General features: G+C 38.1%; 24 protein-coding genes. 22 read left to right on the top strand and 2 right to left on the bottom strand.

All coding sequences use genetic code 11. The features are described from left to right. Positions 1-102: 102 nt before the first annotated feature. Positions 103-915: a Cof-type HAD-IIB family hydrolase gene (locus tag QUE18_RS08200; protein ID WP_009204607.1), complete on the bottom strand. Its 813-nt coding sequence runs from the start codon at positions 913-915 to the stop codon at positions 103-105. Between the two features lie 372 nt (positions 916-1,287). Here QUE18_RS08200 and QUE18_RS08195 point away from each other — a divergent pair, with 372 nt between their 5' ends. The 6 genes from QUE18_RS08195 (at position 1,288) to thiI (ending at position 6,746) form a co-directional block, all read left to right on the top strand. After that, positions 1,288-1,563, top strand: coding sequence for a hypothetical protein (locus QUE18_RS08195; protein ID WP_009264377.1), 276 nt, complete (start codon positions 1,288-1,290; stop codon positions 1,561-1,563). A gap of 195 nt (positions 1,564-1,758) precedes the next feature. Beyond that, positions 1,759-2,490, top strand: a complete 732-nt coding sequence (locus QUE18_RS08190) for an ATP-binding protein (RefSeq protein ID WP_008391450.1) — start codon at positions 1,759-1,761, stop codon at positions 2,488-2,490. Positions 2,491-2,666: 176 nt separating this feature from the next. Beyond that, a complete protein-coding gene (prmA, locus tag QUE18_RS08185) occupies positions 2,667-3,626 on the top strand; it encodes a 50S ribosomal protein L11 methyltransferase (RefSeq protein ID WP_008391449.1) in 960 nt (319 codons plus the stop codon). Positions 3,627-3,629: 3 nt separating this feature from the next. Beyond that, complete coding sequence (locus QUE18_RS08180) at positions 3,630-4,367, top strand: 16S rRNA (uracil(1498)-N(3))-methyltransferase (protein ID WP_008391448.1); 738 nt, start codon at positions 3,630-3,632, stop codon at positions 4,365-4,367. A gap of 14 nt (positions 4,368-4,381) precedes the next feature. Further along, positions 4,382-5,524: a cysteine desulfurase family protein gene (locus QUE18_RS08175; RefSeq protein WP_009204606.1), complete on the top strand. Its 1,143-nt coding sequence runs from the start codon at positions 4,382-4,384 to the stop codon at positions 5,522-5,524. A 43-nt stretch (positions 5,525-5,567) separates the two neighbouring features. Continuing rightward, positions 5,568-6,746: a tRNA uracil 4-sulfurtransferase ThiI gene (thiI, locus tag QUE18_RS08170; RefSeq protein ID WP_009204605.1), complete on the top strand. Its 1,179-nt coding sequence runs from the start codon at positions 5,568-5,570 to the stop codon at positions 6,744-6,746. Here the strand turns inward: thiI and QUE18_RS08165 are convergent. Next, positions 6,730-6,963, bottom strand: a complete 234-nt coding sequence (locus QUE18_RS08165; protein ID WP_008391445.1) for an HPr family phosphocarrier protein — start codon at positions 6,961-6,963, stop codon at positions 6,730-6,732. The two genes, thiI and QUE18_RS08165, sit on opposite strands and share 17 nt — an antisense overlap. 74 nt (positions 6,964-7,037) lie before the next feature. On the opposite strand from QUE18_RS08165, the gene mtaB reads away from it, so the two are divergent. The 16 genes from mtaB (at position 7,038) to QUE18_RS08085 (ending at position 20,929) form a co-directional block, all read left to right on the top strand. Further along, a complete protein-coding gene (gene mtaB / locus QUE18_RS08160; protein WP_009204604.1) occupies positions 7,038-8,360 on the top strand; it encodes a tRNA (N(6)-L-threonylcarbamoyladenosine(37)-C(2))-methylthiotransferase MtaB in 1,323 nt (440 codons plus the stop codon). Between the two features lie 84 nt (positions 8,361-8,444). Next, positions 8,445-8,699 carry an IreB family regulatory phosphoprotein gene (locus QUE18_RS08155; RefSeq protein WP_008391443.1) on the top strand — a complete coding sequence of 85 codons (255 nt, stop codon included), beginning with the start codon at positions 8,445-8,447 and terminating at the stop codon, positions 8,697-8,699. A gap of 13 nt (positions 8,700-8,712) precedes the next feature. Continuing rightward, positions 8,713-9,132: a Holliday junction resolvase RuvX gene (gene ruvX / locus QUE18_RS08150; protein ID WP_009204603.1), complete on the top strand. Its 420-nt coding sequence runs from the start codon at positions 8,713-8,715 to the stop codon at positions 9,130-9,132. A gap of 12 nt (positions 9,133-9,144) precedes the next feature. After that, entirely contained in the window at positions 9,145-9,420 is a 276-nt protein-coding gene (locus QUE18_RS08145) for a DUF1292 domain-containing protein (protein WP_008391441.1), read from the top strand. A 175-nt stretch (positions 9,421-9,595) separates the two neighbouring features. Next, positions 9,596-11,260, top strand: coding sequence for a ribonuclease J (locus tag QUE18_RS08140; RefSeq protein WP_009264372.1), 1,665 nt, complete (start codon positions 9,596-9,598; stop codon positions 11,258-11,260). 1 nt (position 11,261) lies between these two features. After that, complete coding sequence (locus QUE18_RS08135) at positions 11,262-11,663, top strand: hypothetical protein (RefSeq protein WP_008391439.1); 402 nt, start codon at positions 11,262-11,264, stop codon at positions 11,661-11,663. Further along, entirely contained in the window at positions 11,660-12,322 is a 663-nt protein-coding gene (locus QUE18_RS08130) for an O-methyltransferase (protein WP_009204602.1), read from the top strand. The genes QUE18_RS08135 and QUE18_RS08130 overlap by 4 nt, the downstream gene beginning before the upstream one ends. Continuing rightward, positions 12,309-13,550 (top strand): peptidase U32 family protein, encoded by a 1,242-nt coding sequence (locus QUE18_RS08125; RefSeq protein WP_009204601.1) that lies wholly within the window; start codon positions 12,309-12,311, stop codon positions 13,548-13,550. Before QUE18_RS08130 ends, QUE18_RS08125 begins: the two co-directional genes overlap by 14 nt. A 97-nt stretch (positions 13,551-13,647) precedes the next feature. Continuing rightward, positions 13,648-14,271: an RNA polymerase sporulation sigma factor SigK gene (sigK, locus tag QUE18_RS08120; RefSeq protein WP_009204600.1), complete on the top strand. Its 624-nt coding sequence runs from the start codon at positions 13,648-13,650 to the stop codon at positions 14,269-14,271. A gap of 217 nt (positions 14,272-14,488) precedes the next feature. Then, on the top strand, positions 14,489-15,232 hold the full coding sequence (locus QUE18_RS08115; protein ID WP_008391435.1) for a DUF5058 family protein: 744 nt from the start codon (positions 14,489-14,491) through the stop codon (positions 15,230-15,232). Between the two features lie 16 nt (positions 15,233-15,248). Continuing rightward, positions 15,249-15,941: a hypothetical protein gene (locus QUE18_RS08110; RefSeq protein ID WP_009204599.1), complete on the top strand. Its 693-nt coding sequence runs from the start codon at positions 15,249-15,251 to the stop codon at positions 15,939-15,941. A 15-nt stretch (positions 15,942-15,956) separates the two neighbouring features. Further along, positions 15,957-17,324, top strand: a complete 1,368-nt coding sequence (locus tag QUE18_RS08105) for an amidohydrolase (RefSeq protein WP_009204598.1) — start codon at positions 15,957-15,959, stop codon at positions 17,322-17,324. A 127-nt stretch (positions 17,325-17,451) separates the two neighbouring features. After that, positions 17,452-19,098, top strand: coding sequence for a PucR family transcriptional regulator (locus tag QUE18_RS08100; RefSeq protein WP_009204597.1), 1,647 nt, complete (start codon positions 17,452-17,454; stop codon positions 19,096-19,098). A 64-nt stretch (positions 19,099-19,162) separates the two neighbouring features. Beyond that, positions 19,163-19,804 (top strand): helix-turn-helix domain-containing protein, encoded by a 642-nt coding sequence (locus QUE18_RS08095; protein ID WP_009204596.1) that lies wholly within the window; start codon positions 19,163-19,165, stop codon positions 19,802-19,804. Between the two features lie 158 nt (positions 19,805-19,962). Then, positions 19,963-20,289, top strand: coding sequence for a BlaI/MecI/CopY family transcriptional regulator (locus tag QUE18_RS08090; RefSeq protein ID WP_009204595.1), 327 nt, complete (start codon positions 19,963-19,965; stop codon positions 20,287-20,289). Continuing rightward, positions 20,282-20,929, top strand: coding sequence for a hypothetical protein (locus QUE18_RS08085; protein ID WP_009204594.1), 648 nt, complete (start codon positions 20,282-20,284; stop codon positions 20,927-20,929). The genes QUE18_RS08090 and QUE18_RS08085 overlap by 8 nt, the downstream gene beginning before the upstream one ends. Positions 20,930-20,948 lie beyond the last annotated feature (19 nt).

Genomic DNA, 20,948 nt, shown 5'->3' with positions numbered 1-20,948 from the left:
TTCTATGACAAAAAACTGTTTGTGATACACGTTTCTAATGGGTGACTGATTGTGTTGAAGTGAGGTATGCCTGTGAGAAACAGGTGCTGGAGAGGGCTGTCGTTAACGGCAGCCCAGTAAATGATTTAAAGTATGTGCGATACCATCTTCATTATTTGTAAGTGTTACTTCATCAGCAGCATCTTTTAAAGCATCGCATGCATTTCCCATAGCGACACCATGACCTGCAAACTGGATCATTTCCAGATCATTTTCTGCATCACCAAAAGCAATGACCTCAGATGAATCAATGCCAAGACCTTTGCATACATTGGAAAGACCAGAAGCTTTGCTGGTACCCACAGGAATTGCTTCAATATAATAAGGAGCAGTACGGACAAAAGTGACCTGATCTCTAAATGGCATTCCGATCGTTTCTAAAACATCATAAGTTTTTTGAGGATCGACAGCAGTAAGGATCTTATTTAAATGAAAATCAAGATGTTCTGTCAAGGAAGGAACCTCAACATACTCCATAGAATCATTCAATGCCTCTTCTTTGACGCGATATCCATTCTTGTCTGTGACATAAAGAACTTTCCCATCATCAATGATCGGATTTACAGGATAATCTTTCAAATGTTCTAAAAGCTCCATTGCGAGATCATCTGGGATGTACTTATCATATAAAACTTCATTTGTAGTAGTATCTACAACCTTTCCGCCATTGTAAGCAACGAGCATTCCATGATGTTCATTTAGTTTCAATAAATCTCTGGCATGAAAAAGACCAGGGAGAGGACGACCAGAAGCAAGAGCAATGCGGATACCCATTTCCTGAGCTTTAATCATGGTATTTAAAGTATCAGAAGTAATTTTGAGTTGGTCGTTATAAAGAGTTCCATCTAAGTCAACGGCGATTAGTTTGTATTTCATAAATTGTGTCCTTTCTATATGTTTTAATCCGTTCTTGTTGTTTGGTTCGTCATTGAATATAAATTGTTTATTTGTGTAGAAACAAACGGAATTTATACTAGTGACACTTATAATATATTATAACTAGAAAGAAAGTAGGTTGTAAAGTGTCAAAAATGGACGAGTACTGTATACAACATACAAGTTTAAAAATATCTATAAGGATATAATAGAAATCTATATATTAAAAATTAAGAAAAACTTAAATAAAAAGTAATTCTTTTGCAACATATACTGTATACAAAAGGAGTATAATGCCAATAATCAGTTCAAGAAAGTTTTTGAAATCGTTCAATGATTTTAAACACAGTATGTGAAAAGGAGAACTTTAAAATGATAAGAATGAAAGAAAATTATTATATAAAAAAATATTATGGAGATTTTGTATTACTAAAACGCGCAAAGAATAAAGAAAATTGCAAAAAAGTATTGGAAAAAGTTGGAGTATATGGTACTCTAAGAGAGGTAAAAGAAGCGATCATCAAAGAGATGATCAAAGATGAAGTTAACCATCGTAAGACGGAACCACTTTATAAACTGATTCCTTTGATGCGACAGATGTATAACAGATTTTACGAAGAGAATATGGAGTGTTGTTTCGTCGGATAGTCAGGAAGAACATGTCTTTGTTGGCATATTCGAATAATAAACAACCGAAAGAGCAGAAGGTTTATGGAGTGCCTTCTGCTTTTTCAATTTTTAAAAAAATTTTAAAAATGTTGTAAAAACAACGGATTTCCCAAATCATATCTATTATACTAACGATACAGTAAAGAATATGAGATCAAGAAAAGGAGAATAGATATGATTCGTAGAATTATTGAAATTGATGAAGATAAATGTAATGGATGTGGACTGTGTGCAGATGCATGTCACGAAGATGCGATCGGGATAGTTGATGGAAAGGCAAAATTATTAAGAGATGATTATTGTGACGGCTTAGGAGACTGTCTGCCAAATTGTCCAACAGGAGCGATCAGTTTCGTAGAGCGTGAGGCAGCTGCGTATGACAGAGAAGCGGTAGAAGCAAACATGAAGAAGAAAGCTGAAATGACAGCAAAAGATAAAATAGAAGAAAAGCCGGTATTCCACGGGTGCCCTGGAACAAGAATGAAGATCATGGATCATAAGGCAGAAGAGGTAGCGACAGAGCAGACAGCAACTGTATCTTCTCAGCTGTCTCAGTGGCCGGTGCAGATTAAATTAGTACCTGTTAATGCCCCATATTTTAAGGATGCGAATCTATTGATCGCGGCAGATTGTACAGCTTATGCTTATGGAAATTTTCATCAGAAATTTATCAAAAATAAAGTGACATTGATCGGCTGTCCAAAACTTGATGAAGGAGATTACAGTGAGAAACTGACACAGATCATTGCGAACAATGACATTAAGAGTGTAACGATCGTTAGAATGGAAGTTCCTTGTTGTGGCGGGCTGGAAAATGCGGCGAAGAAAGCGATTCAGGATTCCGGCAAATTCCTTCCATGGCAGGTTCACACAATTTCCATTGATGGAAAGATTTTAGAAGCATAGATTCATCATAAATACAGTTTGCGTATTAAGAAGATAGCGATGAAAGAGAGTTCCGAAAGACGACGGGATTCTCTTTTTTCTTGTATTCCAGCTTTTTGTATGATACACTAATTAATTGATATGTTATGAATACGAAATAAAAATATAAGATAGAAAGAGAAAGGAAATACAGTGTCATGGGATGGAATAAAATTACAATTGATACATTGACATCAGCAGAAGACATGATCAGTTATGAACTTACAGAACTTGGTGCAACTGGTGTGGAAGTTGAAGACCATGTATCATTGACAGAAGAAGAGATGAAAGTCATGTATGTGGATCTATTGCCAGATGATATCGCACCAGACGATGGAAAAGCAAAGATCAGCTGTTATTTTGATGAGAATGAAAATTTAGAGCACATTACAATGCAGATTCAGGCAATGCTTGAAAGACTTCGTGGATTTATGGATATCGGTGCTGGAACAATTTCATTTGATAAGACGAAAGAAGAAGACTGGGTCAATAACTGGAAGAAATTCTTTAAACCGATCCGTCTGGATGAACAGATCGTGATCAAACCAACATGGGAGACATTAGAAGACCAGACAGAAGATATGATCGTTGTAGAGATCGATCCGGGAACAGCATTTGGAACAGGTTCTCATGAGACAACAAAACTTTGTATTGAAGGAATGAAACCATATATTAAGGAAGATACAAAGATTTTGGATGTTGGATGCGGAAGTGGAATTTTGTCGATCATCGGACTGAAACTTGGGGCAGGTCATGCGGTTCTTACAGATATCGATCCACATGCAATCTCAGCTTCTGAGGAGAACTTTGAAGTAAACCATATCAGCAAAGATCAGTTTGAAGTATATCAGGGAAATGTTTTAGATGATAAAGAGTTTGCAGCATCCTTAGGATCAAAATGTTATCCGGTTGTTGTTGCTAATATTTTAGCAGATGTTATCTCACCACTGATCGAGATCGTAGATCAGTTTTTGGCAGAAGATGGTGTTTTTGTAATCTCTGGTATCATTGATACAAAAGAAAAAGAAATCGCAGACAAATTAAATGCATATGGATTTGATGTCATTGAGACAAGAAGAATGAAAGACTGGGTTTCTATGACAGCGAAGATGAGGTAAGAGATGTACCGTTTTTTTATAAAAGAAGAACAGATTCATGACGGAATGATCGAGATTTGTGGAAGTGATGTCAATCATATTAAGAACGTTCTCCGCATGAAAACAGGAGATAAAGTTTATTTAAGTAACGGATCAGATTTAGAATATGAATGCAGCCTTTTGGAATGGACGGACGATACGATTCTTGCGAAGATCGAAGATGTTCATGGCATGGAAACAGAACTCCCAGTAAAGATCACGCTGTATCAGGGACTGCCAAAAGGCGATAAGATGGAGATGATCGTTCAAAAAGCGGTGGAACTTGGGGTGGCAGAGATCGTTCCAGTTGCCATGAAACGTTGTGTTGTGAAACTTGATGCGAAGAAGGCAGCAAAGAAGGTAAGTCGTTGGAATACGATCGCATTAAGCGCAGCAAAACAGGCAAAACGAGGGATCATTCCAGAAGTTCGCGAAGTGAGAAATTTCAAAGATATTTTAGAAGAAGTACAAGATATAGAATTCATGCTTGTTCCATATGAAGAGGCAAAAGGGATGCAGGCATCCAAAGAACTGATCAGTCAGGCAAAAGGGAAGAAATCAATCGGGATCATCATCGGACCAGAAGGCGGTTTTGAAAAGGAAGAGATCGAACAGCTTAAGGCAGCAGGCGGTCAGACAATGAGCCTTGGAAAGCGTATCTTAAGAACTGAGACAGCAGGAATGACAGTTTTATCTATTTTGATGTTTACGATAGAAGAATAGAGGGAGAAAGCGACATGATTTATTTTGATAATGCAGCGACAACCTGCGTATTTCCAGAAGTTGTAGAAGCAATGCAGGATGCAATGCAGGTCACATATGGGAATCCATCTGCAAAACATATGAAAGGTATTGAAGCAGAGAATAAAGTAAAAGCTGCACAAGAATTAATTGCGAAGACATTAAGAGCAAAACCCAAAGAAATCTTATTTACATCTGGGGGAACAGAATCAAACAATACAGCGATCAGTGGAACAGCAATGGCAAATCGCCGCAAAGGAAAGCACATTATTACGACAAAGGTAGAACATGCTTCTGTATATGAACCAATGTATCATCTGGAAGAAGAAGGATATGAAGTGACATATCTTGATGTAGATTCAGAAGGAATCGTAGATCTTGATCAGTTAGAAGAAAGTATCCGAGAAGATACGATCCTTGTATCCTGCATGATGGTAAATAACGAGATTGGAGCCATTGAACCAATTGAAGAGATCGCAAAGATCATCAAAGCAAAGAATCCGAATACGATTTTCCATGTCGATGCGATTCAGGCATATGGAAAACTTCCGATCGTTCCAAAGAATATGGGAATTGACTTATTATCCACAAGTGGTCATAAGATCCATGGACCAAAAGGAATCGGATTTTTATATATCAAGGAAGGAACGAAGATCTCTCCGATCATTTTCGGAGGCGGACAGCAGAAAGGAATGCGTTCTGGAACGGAAAATGTACCAGGAATCGTAGGATTAGCTGTCGCATGTGAAAAGATGATCGGTAAAAACTATGAAAATGCTGAGAAGATCCGTGAAGTCAAAGAATATTTTCAGGAAAGGATCAAAGAGATTGAGGATATCAAAGACAATTCCGGAAAAGCACCACACGTGGCAAGTATCAGCTTTAAGAAGTTAAGAAGTGAAGTACTGTTACATGCCTTGGAAGACAGAGAAATCTATGTATCTTCAGGATCCGCATGTTCATCGAACAAAAAACAGGCAGTCAGTGGAACATTAAATGCGATCGCATTAAGTGATGAATTTAAAGATGGAACACTTCGTTTCAGTTTCTCAATTGAGAATACAAAAGAAGAAGTTGATGAAACGATCAAAGCATTAAAAGAATTAGTACCAATGCTTCGAAGATTTGTAAGAAAATAAAGACCACAAGAAAAGAAACAGTAAGAAAATAAAGGAGAATACTATGAAAGTAACCGCATTTTTGATCAAATACGGTGAGATTGCCATCAAAGGTAAGAACCGTTATATGTTTGAAGACGCATTAATGAAACAGATCCGCCATGCAATGGCACCCGTTGGGGATTTTAAAGTAAGAAAAGAATCTGGACGTATGTTTGTCGAAGCACAGGATGAGTTCGATTATGATGAAGCTGTGGAAGCACTGCAGAGAGTCTTTGGAATCGTTGGAATCTGTCCAATGGTCATCGAAGAAAACAAAGATATGGAACATTTGACAGAGACAGTTATCAAATTTATTGATGAACAGTATCCAGTCAAGGATTTTACATTCAAGGTTCATGCAAGAAGAGGAGATAAACAGTTCCCTCTTGATTCCATGGCGATCAATATGGAAATCGGTGGGCAGTTACTAGATGCATTTGAAGGGATCAAAGTAGATGTGCACCATCCACAGGTAATGGTGAATATCGAAGTGAGAAAATATATCTATATCTATTCTCAGGAAATCAAAGGACCAGGTGGAATGCCAGTCGGAACCAATGGAAAAGCGATGCTTTTATTATCCGGAGGAATCGACAGTCCAGTTGCAGGATATATGATCGCAAAACGTGGAGTACACATCGATGCAACATATTTCCATGCACCACCATACACAAGCGAGAGAGCAAAACAGAAGGTTATAGATCTTGCGAAGATCGTTGCAAAATATGCAGGACCGATCAATTTACATGTTGTAAACTTTACAGACATTCAGTTAGCGATCTATGAGAAATGCCCTCATGAAGAATTAACGATCATCATGAGAAGATATATGATGAAGATCGCGGAACATTTTGCAAATGAAGGTGGAAGCCTTGCACTGATCACTGGTGAAAGTATCGGACAGGTAGCAAGCCAGACGATCCATAACCTTGCGATCACAAATGAAGTATGTAATATGCCAGTATTCAGACCATGTATCGGTATGGATAAACAGGAGATCGTAGATATTGCAGAGAAGATCGGAACATTTGAGACATCCATTCAGCCATTTGAAGACTGCTGTACGATCTTTGTTGCAAAACATCCAGTTACAAAGGGTAATTTAAAGAGAATTAAGAAATCAGAAGAACATCTGGAAGATGTGATTGATGATTTAATGAAAGAAGCCATTGATTCTACAGAGATCATTCATGTAAAATAAATGGCTGAAGCTGAGACAGTATAACAGAAGCCTCATCAGAATCAAACGAAAGCTCTAAAGGCTTCGAAAGATCGAGGCTTAGCATACTCATCAGTGATCTGGCATCCACGACATAGTCATTGGCAACGATCTCAAACGTGCCAGAGTGCTTGTCAAGGATGTCGACAAACGAGTATAGGTCTTTGATGGAATTTAGTTTGATCAATGCATCATACATGGGATAATACTCCTTCCAATTAACAAGGATAGTGTACTCGTATTTGTCATAAAAGTCAACAAGAAAGGAATCGTATGAATTTACAAGGAAAAAGAGCGGCCATTGTAACTCTTGGCTGCAAAGTAAATCAATATGAAACGGATGCCATGTATGGAATGCTTAAGGAAGCAGGCGTTACGATGGTCGATCCGAAAGAAGCAGCAGATATCTACATTGTGAATACATGTTCTGTGACAAATATGGCAGAACGTAAATCAAGACAGATGCTTCACCGTGCAAAGAAGAAGAATCCAGATGTTGTTGTAGTAGCAGTTGGATGTTATGCTCAAGTTGGAAAAGAAGAATTATCAAAAGATACAAATATTGATCTGATCATTGGGAATAATAAAAAGAAAGACTTAATCCATATTTTAGAAGAGCATATGGGAGAGAAGGAATCAGCCGCAGAATCGATTGAAGTTATTGATATTGCACATGACCAGGAATATGAATCTTTGCATGTGGAACAATTAAAAGAACATACCAGAGCGTATATTAAAGTACAAGATGGATGCAATCAGTTTTGTTCTTACTGCATTATCCCTTATGCAAGAGGAAGAGTCAGAAGCCGTAAGATGGAAGAAGTGTTAGAAGAGATCACGAATCTGACAAAACATGGATGTCAGGAATTTGTGATCACAGGAATTCATGTTACATCGTATGGAAAAGATTTGGGAGATGTTACGCTGATCGATCTGTTAGAAGAGATCGCCAAGATCCCGGAAGTTAAGAGAATCCGTTTGGGATCTCTGGAACCTGGATTTATCACAAAGGATACATTGGATCGCCTTTCTAAGATGGAAAGTTTTTGCCCACATTTCCATCTGTCCCTGCAGAGTGGATGTGATTCTGTCTTAAAACGAATGAACCGTAAGTATACAACACAAGATATCAGAGAGAAATGTAAGGCAATTCGTGAACATTTCCAATATCCAGCATTGACAACAGATATTATCGTAGGTTTTCCAGGAGAGACAGAAGAAGAATTTGAAGAGACAAGAAAATTTTTAGAAGAGATCGATCTCTATGAAATGCATGTGTTCAAATATTCCATTCGAAAGGGAACGAAGGCAGCAGATATGAAGCCACAGATCAATGATCAGATTAAGGCAAAACGAAGTAATGTCTTATTAGAAATGTCAAAACAACACCAGAAAGAATTTGAGACAAAACAGTTAGGCATGGTCAAAGAAGTACTGATCGAAGAAAAGATGCATGGAAAAGATCATTATTATACAGGGCATACAAAGGAGTATATAAAAGTTGCACTTTACAGTGAAGAACCATTGGAAAATAAGATCGTGAAAGTAAAGCTAAGACAGATCTTAGATGATGGATATGTATTGGCAGAGTGTTAAACAGATGTGAAATTTTATGATTTCCATTGCTATTTCATACATTTTATATTAAAATGGTTAATAAATGAAAGGGACGTGATAATTATGGATAATAATCAAACACAACATTTTTCCGTTGTTAGAGAGGAACTGGATGTACACATGATCTTAGAGCGTGTATATGAGGCACTGCAGGAGAAAGGATATAACCCTGTCAATCAGATGGTAGGATATATTATGTCTGGAGATCCAACATACATTACCAGTCACAACAATGCAAGAAGCATCATCAATAAAGTCGAGCGTGACGATATCATTGAAGCACTGCTTGAGAACTATATTGAGACAAGATTAAAGTAGAGACCGTGGTATTATGAGAAGGATATTAGGGTTAGATTATGGGACGAAGACAGTCGGAGTGGCGTTAAGTGATGAGCTTCATATTACAGCACAGCCATTAGAGACGATTACAAGGAAAGATGCGAATAAGTTAAGAAAGACTTACGCAAGGATCGAAGAACTTGTGAAAGAATATGATGTTGAGAAGATTGTTTTAGGTCTCCCAAAGAATATGAATAATACAGTAGGTGAGCGCGGAGAAGATACTTTATCTTTCCGCGATGCCTTAGTGCGTCGGACAGGATTAGAAGTGATCTTGTGGGATGAGCGACTGACAACAGTAGCATCAGAGAAAGTTCTGATGGAAAGCGGTGTAAGACGCGAAAACAGAAAGAAAGTGATCGACCAGATCGCGGCGTCTATGATTTTACAGGGATATTTAGATTCCCTATAGGAGGAACAGACAATGAGCAAGAAAGACAGCAAGATTCTTTTTCTGGATGACGATGGACAGGAAATCGAATTTAATGTCATAGAACAGACAACGATCGCAGGTCAGACTTACCTTTTGGTAGAAGACTGCGAAGCATCGAGTGAAGATGAGAGCGTTGTATTGATCATGAAAGAAGTGCAGTTAGAGGATGACTATGTATCCTATGAGATCGTTGAGGACGATAAAGAACTGGATATGATCTCAGATATTTTTAACGCACTGTTAGATGGACTTGAAGTGAGTTTATAAAATATATAAGAGTGTTTAAAACAATGGATTGTCAGACCTACGTAGATATGGAGGAAGAAAGTTGAAAGACAATCAAGTAAGACAGCAGGCAAGACCAAAACGAAATAATTATTATGCAAATGATAACAAGAAATCATACAATAAGAATAATTATCAGGCAAGGGGAAGAAGACCAATGCCTAGAAGAAAGCCTAGCTCAGTAAAGATCATTCCACTTGGCGGACTCGGCCAGATCGGAATGAACATCACAGCATTTGAATGCAATAACCAGATTTTGATCGTGGACTGTGGACTTGCGTTCCCAGATGAGGATATGTTAGGAATTGATTTAGTTATTCCAGATATCACATATTTAAAGGACAATGCAAGCAAGATTCGTGGACTGGTTATCACTCATGGTCATGAGGACCATATTGGAGCGATTCCTTATTTCGAGAAGGAATTGAACGTACCGATCTATGCGACAAAACTTACCATGGCATTGATCGAGAACAAATTAAAAGAGCACGGTATTTTAAATAACGTGGAGCGCCATGTTGTGACACATGGTGACAAAGTAAAACTTGGAATCTTTAATGTAGAATTTATTAAGACAAATCACAGTATTGCAGATGCAGCAGCACTTGCGATCACAACACCAGCAGGTGTGATCGTGCATACAGGTGACTTTAAGATCGACCATACGCCATTATTTGGGGAAGCAATCGATCTTGCAAGATTCGCAGAACTTGGAAGTAAGGGAGTTCTGGCATTGATGGCAGATAGTACGAATGTAGAACGACAAGGCTATACACCATCAGAGAAGAATGTAGGAAAACGTCTGGACAATCTGTTCGCAGAACATTTAAAAGGACGTATGATCATTGCAACATTTGCATCGAACGTGGATCGTGTACAGCATATCATCAATTCTGCACATAAGTACGGAAGAAAAGTTGCAGTAGAAGGACGAAGCATGGTAAATATCATTGCGACAGCGTCCGAATTAGGATACATCAAGATTCCAAAGAACACATTAATAGAAACTGATCAGATTAAGAATTATCCTGACGATCAGATTGTTTTAATCACAACGGGAAGCCAGGGAGAGACAATGGCAGCATTATCCCGTATGGCAAACTCAACTCACAGAAAAGTATCCATCGTACCAAGTGATACGATCATATTCAGCTCAAGTCCAATTCCAGGAAATGAGAAGAACATTTCAAAGATCATGAATGAGCTGGCATTAAAAGGTGCACAGATCGTATTTGAAGATACACATGTTTCCGGTCATGCATGCCGTGAAGAATTAAGACTTATTTATGCACTGACGAAGCCGAAGTATGCGATCCCTGTTCATGGAGAATACCGTCATCTGATGCGTCATCGTGAACTTGCCATCGAGATGGGAATTCCAAAGGAGAATGCATTTGTATTGGCAGAAGGTGATGTTCTGGAGCTCAATAAGAGACAAGGAAAGATCGCTGGAAAAGTACAGGCAGGAGGAATCCTCGTTGATGGACTTGGTGTCGGAGATGTTGGTAACATCGTATTGAATGACCGTAAGTTACTGTCTCAGAATGGATTGATCATTGCAACAGTTACTCTGCAGAAACATGGCAATATGATCCTGGCAGGTCCAGATATCGTATCTCGTGGGTTTGTATATGTCAGAGAATCAGAATCTTTGATGGAAGGTGCAAGAGATGTTGCAAGAGATGCGGTAGAGGAATGCTTAGAACGTAATATCACAGACTGGGCAAGGATCAAGACGAAGATCAAAGACGAGCTTAGTAATTACATTTGGAAGAAGACAAAGCGTAATCCAATGATCCTGCCGATCATTACAGAGGTTTAAGATGAGTCTTTCAGAAGAGAAGAAGTTTTTTCATTCCGAAGGATGGCAACTGTTTTTTAGGACATTAAGCAGAGTATTTTTAATCTGTGCGATCTTCTGTATTTTCTATGGGGCGTATTTTGTGGCAGAACAGACATTTTCGAATCAGCCATATAATGCACAAAGCCATAAGAAAGTAACGGTCATTGTTACACAGAATGAGTCAGATGAGAAAGTTGCCGAAACCCTTGTTTCAAAGAAGCTGATCTATGGAAAGACTAGATTTGTGATCCGCAAATATTTCTCAAAATACAAAGATAAGTCGTTTATTTCAGGGACATATGAATTTACACAGTCTCAGGGAATGGATGACATTATGGGTATTTTATGCGGAGATCATGTATCAGAGGAGATCATACAATGATAGTGGATTTAAATATCACAGAATATATCCGCTCATTGATGAAAGAAGAGAAGAACGATTTAAGCCATATTGAATCAGAGGCCAGAGTCAATCATGTTCCGATCGTCAAACCAGAGACGAAGGAACTCTTAAGGACTCTGGTCCTTTTAAAGAAACCGATGAAGATCTTAGAAGTCGGAGCAGCAGTGGGATTTTCTTCTCTTTATATGAACAGTTACCAGCCGGAAGGCGGAACGATCATCACGATTGAGCGAAATGAAAAAAGAATCAAGAAAGCAAAAGAGAACATCAAAAATCAGGGAAAAGAAGAACAGATCACCTTACTAGAAGGAGATGCGATCGAGATCTTAAAAGGACTTGATGGAAGTTTTGACCTTATTTTTGTAGATGCAGCCAAAGGACAGTATATTCATTTCCTTGATGATGTACTAAGACTTCTGGCACCAGAAGGTGTGCTGGTTTCAGATAACGTACTTCAAGACGGAGACGTTGCCAGATCACGTTATGCGATCGAGCGAAGAGACCGCACCATTCATAAACGAATGAGAGACTATTTATATACGATCAAGAATCACCCACAGTTAGAGACAACGATCCTTCCGGTAGGTGATGGCGTAGCAATCAGTATCAAGATGGGAGAAAGTAATGAGAGACGTTGAATTATTAATTCCGGCAAGTAACTTGGAAGTATTAAAAGTTGCTGTGTTATATGGAGCAGATGCCGTTTATATCGGTGGAGAGATGTATGGACTACGTGCCAAAGCAAAGAATTTCTCCATGGAAGATGTTAAAGAAGGAATTGAATTTGCACATAAACACGGAGTGAAAGTTTATATCACTGCTAATATCGTGGCACACAACGAAGATTTAGAAGGAATCCGCAAATATTTTGAAGAATTAAAAGAGATCAAACCAGATGCACTGATCATCTCAGATCCTGGAGTTTTTATGATCGCAAAAGAAGTTTGTCCAGATATTGACCGCCACATCAGTACACAGGCAAACAGTACCAACTATGCAACATACAAGTTCTGGTATGATCAGGGAGCGAGCCGTGTCGTATCTGCAAGAGAATTATCTCTGGAAGAGATCAAAGATATCCGTGCTCATATCCCAGATGATATGGAAATCGAATCATTTATTCATGGTGCTATGTGTATCTCTCATTCCGGAAGATGCCTGCTAAGTAACTACTTTACAGGAAGAAATGCAAACAGCGGAGAATGCACACATCCTTGCAGATGGAAATACTCTGTGATGGAACAGACAAGACCAGGAGAATATATGCCAGTGTATGAAAATGAACGTGGAACATATATTTTCAACTCCAAAGACTTGAATATGATCGAATATATCGATCAGATCTTAGATGCGGGAATCGACAGCTTGAAGATCGAAGGACGTATGAAGACAGCTCTTTATGTAGCAACGGTTGCAAGAACTTACAGAAAAGCAATCGATGACTGCAAGGAATCCGTAGAAAAATACAGAGCAAATATGGATTACTACAAAGAAGAGATCGCAAAATGCACATACCGTCAGTTTACAACAGGATTCTATTTTGGAAAGACAGACGAAACTTCTCAGATATATGACAGCAATACGTATATTAAGAACTGCACATACATCGGAATCGTTCAGGGACATAATGACAAAGGATATGCACTCTTAGAACAGAAGAATAAATTCTCTGTCGGAGAGACGATCGAAGTTATGATCCCAGACGGAACAAACAAAGAAGTTATAGTGAAAGCGATCGAAGATGAAGACGGAAGACCAATGGAATCCGCCCCACATCCAAAACAGATGATCTATGTTGATTTTGGAGAAGAGATTAAAGAAGGATATCTGCTTCGAAGAAGAGAAGAAGTCGAAGAAGAGAATTAAGATAAGATCGGCAAAAACTTCAGAATAGAAATGGAAAAGCACTTTTCTAAGCAAAGTATCATAGTATGATAAAAAGGCTTAGAAGGGTGCTTTTCTTTTGCAAGAGTTTTTACAACCTTTATTACCAGAGGAAGAACGTCATTATCTGATCCTAAGCCGCCAGGGAGACATGAATGCGAGAAATTTGTTAGTGGAACACAACCTTCGTTTGGTTGCACATATCGTAAAGAAATATCATAATCTGGACAGGGAAAAAGAAGATATGATCTCGATCGGTGTGATCGGGCTGATCAAAGCGATCAATACGTATGATATCAGCAAAGGCCACCGGCTTGTCACGTATGCTGCAAGATGCATTGAAAATGAATTATTGATGATGCTTCGTCAGGAAAAGAAAACATCAAAGAACACATCCCTTTATGAGCCAATCGGGATAGATAAAGAAGGAAACGAGATCCATCTGTTAGATATTCTAGGAACACAGGAAACGGATTTGATCAAAAAGATCGAGCAGAAAGAAAATATCAAAAGAATCTATGAAGAATTAGAGAAAATGGAGATGAATAAGGAGAAGAAAACACTGATCATGCGTTATGGACTTTATGGAAGAGAACCAATGACACAAAAAGAAGTAGCAAAAAACCTTCATATTTCAAGATCCTATGTAAGCAGGATTGAAAAGAAAGCACTGATGTTATTAAAAAGTAAAATAAAGACATGACACACTTATATCTTAGATATTAAGAGAAAATGGTAGTTTTTCTTTTATTAATTTAATAAAGTGAAAAAATCTTCACTATACAAAGAAAATAATCATAAAAATCTTCGAAAACAAAGATGCCATATCAAAAAGTGAAAAATTTTTCATATCATTTCACCCACAAAACAGGTAATATAATTGCATACAAAACACACGGACCGATAAGGAGGATAAAAATATGGACGCAATGAAAATCGCAAATAGTATTCCAATGTGGCTTGCCTGTGCACTTCCAGTGGCATTTGTCATCTTACAGGCAGTCTTATTCGCAAGGGGTGCTTACAAATCAGGAAAGAAACTAGGACTTAACGATAAACAGATGAAAAAAGCAATGAAAAGCAGTGCGGTAACATCGATCGGACCATCCATCGTTGTATTAAGTGCGATGCTTTCTCTGTTAGTATCTGTAGGGGGACCAATCGGATGGATGAGATTATCTATGATAGGTTCCGTTATGTTTGAATCTATCGCAGCAGGACTTGGAACATCCGCTGTCGGGGTACAGCTTGGAACGGACACATTAACACCAGAAGCTTTAGGAATGGCAGTCTGGACCATGATCCTTTGCTCTATCGGATGGGCGTTATTCGCAACATTCTCTGCAAATAAGATGGATAAGATCGAAAAGAAAGTTTCCAGAGGAAATACAGGAACACTGACAACGATTGCTTCTTGTGCGATCATCGGTGTATTCTCAGCAATGTGCGCAAGCCATTTATCCAAACCATTTTATTCTATGATGATGAAAGCAGACCAGATCACAATGAGCGGAGCATGGAAGAATGCCTTAGCATGTGTGCTTGGAGCCGTGATCATGTTTGTACTTACCAAAGTTGCAAATAAAAAAGAGATCGGATGGTTAAAAGAATGGTCCCTGACGATCACAATTCTTGGAGCCATGATCATTACAGCATTAGTTTAAGCAGGAGGAAGATACGATGAACAATCAGGATTATTATAATAAAGAATATGTACCACAAGTCAATAAGATCGGTAAGATCACAGGATACCTTGGAGTTCTTCTTTCCTTTACTCCAGCACTTGTATTAGCTGTTGTCTATGGAATCTTACCAAAACCAGCTGCATTATTAACCGCATTTATCAGCGGAGCCAGTGCCTTTGGAGTGTTATGGTTTGTAGAACCGATCTCTTACTTTCCAGTCGTCGGAGCCGCTGGAACTTATATGGCATTCTTATCAGGAAATATCTCTAACATGAGAATCCCATGTGCAAGTATGGCACAGGTGGCAGCAGATGTAGAACCAGGAACAGAAAAAGGATCTGTTGTTGCAACCCTTGGAATGGCAGTATCTATCGTGATCAACGTATCTGTTCTTACAATTGGAGCAATTCTTGGAACTTCTGTATTATCCATGCTTCCAGATACGATCAAAGCCGCATTAAACTACTTGCTGCCAGCTTTATTTGGAGCTTTATTAGTACAATTTGGAATGAAAATGAAAAAACACAGCGTTATCATGGTTGTATTTGCGATCATCTTATATTTTATGATCGGAATGGGATACTTTAACTGGTTGCCAGGGGCATCCAACTGGCTTGGAACCTTAGGATGTGTCTTCGTAAGTATTGCTGTTGGAATGGCGACATTAAAGAATACAACAAAGGAATAGAAAGCAGGGGATAAAATGATCAAACAGGACGTTTATGATGAGGTGCAAGGGTTAGAGCCGTTGTGTCAGGAAATCTGTCATACTTTATGGAATCACCCAGAATTATCTGGAAATGAAAGAGAATCTGCCAATTTCTTAAGAAAAATCTTGAGTGAAGAAGGATTCACGATTGAGAACAATGAACATTTAGAACATGCGTTTATTGCAGAATACGGAAAAGGGAAACCAGTTATCGCAATTCTTGGAGAATACGATGCACTTCCTGGATTATCACAAAAAGCAGATATTAAAAAAGAAATGGTATCCGAAGATGGTGTCGGACACGGATGTGGACACCATATGTTAGGTGCCGCAGCTACAACTGCAGCCATTGCGATCAAACGTTTCTTAGAAAAAGGGAAACAAAAAGGAACAGTCAGATTCTATGGATGCCCAGAAGAAGAACTGTTAAGTGGAAAGGTAAAGATGGCATATTATCATATGTTTGATGGATGTGATGCAGCAGTGAGCTGGCATCCATCTGATACAAATATGGCACATGATCAAGCATATCTTGCGAATGCATCTGCACATTTTTATTTCCATGGAGTATCATCACATGCAGCATTTGCTCCGGAACAGGGAAGAAGTGCTTTAGACGCCGTGGAATTAATGAATGTTGGAGCAAACTATTTAAGAGAACATGTCATTGACCGCACAAGAATTCATTATTCTACAGACAGCGGTGGATTTGCACCCAATATCGTGCCAGACCAAGCAAGTGCATGGTATTTTGTCAGAGCACCACATATGAAGGATGTCAAAAGCACAATGGAACGATTAAAGAAAGTAGCAAAAGGTGCAGCGATGATGACAGAGACGACAGTGGATATTGAAATGGGATGTGGATGCTGTGAGTTATCCACAAACGAAGCATTTGCAGACCTTGCATATGCGAACCTGATTGAAGCAGATGGACCCAAATACACAAAAGAAGAACTACGATTTGCAAAAGAGTTGCAGAAAACCGTGGAACAAGGTATCATAGAGAAAGGAAAAAATCTTCACCAAGTTTATGATGAAGCAATGATCTTAGGTGTTTCGCCAAGAGATAAATGGAAAGAAGCAGAACTAAGTGCATCTTCTGATACAGGAGATGTCAGCAGGATCATGCCAACCGGTCTGTTTACAACTGCATGCTGGCCGATCGGATGCTCTCCACATACATGGCAGGCAACCGCAAGCGGAGGGACTTCCATCGGAGATAAAGGAGCCTTATATGCATCTAAAGTGGCAGCAGGAATCGTATATGATCTCTTTACAAAACCACAGGTCTTAGCGAAGATCACAAAAGAATTTAGGGAACGAAATAAAGAACCATACACACCGATGTATGAAGAATGATCGATATGCAAAGAAGCATCCGGTTCCTATGAGCAGTAGGAATCGGATTTTTTCTTATATATATGGATGTTTGATAGAAGATGAATGATTTATAGAAAAAACACGATAAAAATGGAGGAAATAAAGAATGGGAATCGCTGTCAAGGAACTACTGACACTAGAATACTTTAAAGACTATCACGTGATCGCAGGGAAATCAGGCTTACACAAAGAGATTCAGGGAACAACCCTCCTTGAAGCACCCGATGCCCTGCGCTGGGCAAAAGGAAAAGAGCTGGTCCTTTCCTCAGGATATGTATTAGCTCAGGAACCAGACTGCCTCGAAGAAGCATTTAAGTCAGGAAGCATGCAGGGAACTTCTGCCATGATGATCAAACGAGGCCGCTATCTTGACGAGATACCACAGCGATTAATAGATTTGTTCGACCAATACGAGATTCCACTGATCAGTATGCCATTTTCTGTTCCATGGATGGAATTGATGAGTCAGATCAATACCGCAGTGATGAACCGAACGATCCGAAGATTCAAAGTCCACAGCAATAATCATCTGCAAGTATCGGATCAATCCTACAAAGTCCAGAAGATCAATAAGATCCTGAGAGCCGTAGAAGTCGAGATGAAATTTCCGGCATTTATCTATGATCTTGCCGAAGAAAAAAGCTACTACAGTTCCCCGGATTTTAAACGAATCACAGAATCCTTCGGATTATCCGAAAGCGATTATTGGGAACCATCAATGCCCTATACGAAACATACCTTATGCGATTACATCAATATGGCAAGGATCCGCCTGATCAATCCTGGCAATTTAGAAGGACCACGTGTCAGCTGGATCATTATTCCGATCGTCATGGAAGATATCGTGCAGGCATATTTTGTCGTAATGGAATCCAGAGAATTTATCGATTACTACGATGAATTTGCCATCCGTATCGCATTTTTAACATTGCAAGGAGTCTACGAACAGATCATGATCGCAGAAAATATGGGAAATATCGGATTTGAGAACTTCATTCATTTAGCCCTCGATTACACAGAAAAAGATGCCAAGAAACTCTTTTATCAGGCAAATATCCAAGGAATTTCCGTAAATACAGCTTATCAATACATTGTATTTCACCAATGCAATGAAGGATACAACGCACGAAATGAAAGAAACACATTTTTGGAAGCCTTCCAGCAAAGCAAGTTAGGGAAGATCGGAAAGATTGCCTTTCTGGATGAAAATGATGGCTTGATCTTATTAGAAGCAGAAAAGATCCACAACAGCACACCCTGGACCAAAGACACGACAACGGAACTATTAAAAGAATTCCAGAGATACATCGGATTAAAATTTGTCGATATGAAACTGGAATTTGGAATCTGTCAGGAAGAAAAGACACTGTTAGAAGTCAGAGAATGTGTCAAGAAATGCCAGAAAGTATTAAAGATGGGAAGCATTATCTTCCCTGAAAAGGATATCTGGGAATACGAAATGTTAGGACCATTAACATGGATTGAGATTCCTGAGAATGAGTTAAAAGAAATGTTAAGGAAATATCGGGAGATGATGGAAGAAGAGAAGAATATTGAGTTGTTAAAGACATTAAAGATTTATCTGGAAAATAATATGAACTACAGCGTGACCGCGGAGAAGATGTATGTGCATATTAATACGATAAGAAAGAGAATTGATAAAGTGAATGATCTGGTGAAGATTGATTGGGAGGATCATGTGGATCGATTGAAGATGGAGATTTTATTGCAGTTTTTGGGATTGGAGGAGTGAAAATATTAATTTTTGTTGAGAAAGTATCGCACTTGCGATATAATAAAAATAAGAGGAAATAAAAATGGAGATGCACGCTTATTCTGAGGACTATTTGCTAACAGCACAAAGAATTCTAGGAGATATGTTAGACTATGCAGTAAATGAATATGAATTTGACCCAGACGAGTTTTATAAAATGTTTTTAGTATCCGATGTATCCAGACAATTTCAAGAAGGAAATCCAACATATATAGCAGGAAAAAATGGCTGTGAAATAGTAAAAGAAGTAATAAGATCAGCAGGACTTATAATGGAAGAAATTCCAGATGAAATGTATTTGGACAAATCACCAGAATATTGGGTTGGCTGGGCATTGGCGTACTATCAATGGTATACAGCAAGACCGTTTATGAAGATATACAAAGTAGTAACGATAGAAGATCTTCTAAAAATGTATTCCGTATATCATGAAATGGATATTATGAAATTCGTAGAAGCAATCAATGAAAAATGGGATCAATATTATACAGAAACAAATTTAAAACGTTTACGTAAAATTGCAGGATTGTCACAAAGAGAACTTGCAGATTTGTCCGGTGTTGCACTGAGACAGATTCAATTATTTGAGCAAAAAAAACGAAATATTAATCACACAAGAGCGATTGATGTATTGAAGATTGGGAAAGTTTTAGGATGTAAATCGGAAGACTTGTTAGAGATATAAAGTAAAAAGGGTAGATGTCATTTTGGCATCTATCTTTTTTATTGATATAATTAGCAAATCAATAAAGTTATATAAACGACTAAAAAATAAGTTGAATGAATGATTAAAATATGTTAATATAAAAATAACTAAAAAAGTTGTTTAAAGAGGTGGAGAATATGGAAAAATTAACAAATTTAGAAGAAATGATCATGAAATGTATTTGGGATTACGGAGAAGAGATTCCATTTTTACAAATTGGAAAAGAGTTAAAAGAACGGTTTGGCAAGGAATACAAGAGAACTAGTATACGAACTTATCTATTCCGTTTAGAAGATAAAGAATATTTGAAAGTGGATAAAAGGGGAAGAAATGCCTATGTTTATCCGATTATTTCGGAAAAAGAATATCGAAAAGAAAAAGCAGAAGATATACTGGACAATTGGTTTGATGGATCAGCAAAAGAATTATTTACTGCATTAAGTGAAAAATTAGCATATGTATAATGGTGAGTTTAATGGGGGTTTTTGTAAATGTAAATGCATCAGAAGATCAGGAAATGAGGAAGTAAATTATCTTGCAAGCTATCGTTTTATGATCAAAATAGGAAACGAATACGGAAAAGGAAAAACATATACATCTGTATCGAAAGCAGATATTCCCGGATTAACAGATACAAGTTATTCAAGAATCCGTTCAATGATGGCGAATCTACAAAAGAAGAGCTTTTTCAAAAATTATAGCAATGCAAATAAAAAAGCGTTTGTATTTGGAGTGGCAATGCATACTTCAACAGATACTTTTGCACATTCAACCTATCGTTATTACAATGGAACATGGTACAGTATAACGCATGCAATTAACGAAAAAAAAGGTCAGTATAAGAAAAATGAGGCAGACAATTCTAAGTTTGTACCAGAAAGATTTGATATGGCATATCGTGCAGAGAGAAATACATTATATCGTTATCAGGGAAAAAGATCTGATGTTGCAGTATGTCATGATTTCCATGCAGCAAATGATCCAGATAAATATTATCCATCAAATCCTGCGTTCAAAGTAAAACGAATTTCCAAATATGGAACACAGGTACATTTATCAGATGCTAATGTGATTGCACATTTTGCAACAATTAACTATAACTAAACCAATAAGGAGGTTGGTC

This window comes from Anaerostipes hadrus ATCC 29173 = JCM 17467 (assembly GCF_030296915.1).
GTDB classification, from domain to species: Bacteria; Bacillota; Clostridia; order Lachnospirales; family Lachnospiraceae; genus Anaerostipes; species Anaerostipes hadrus.
Note: the sequence above shows the minus strand (reverse complement) of the source record. Positions and strands in the feature narration are given on the sequence as shown.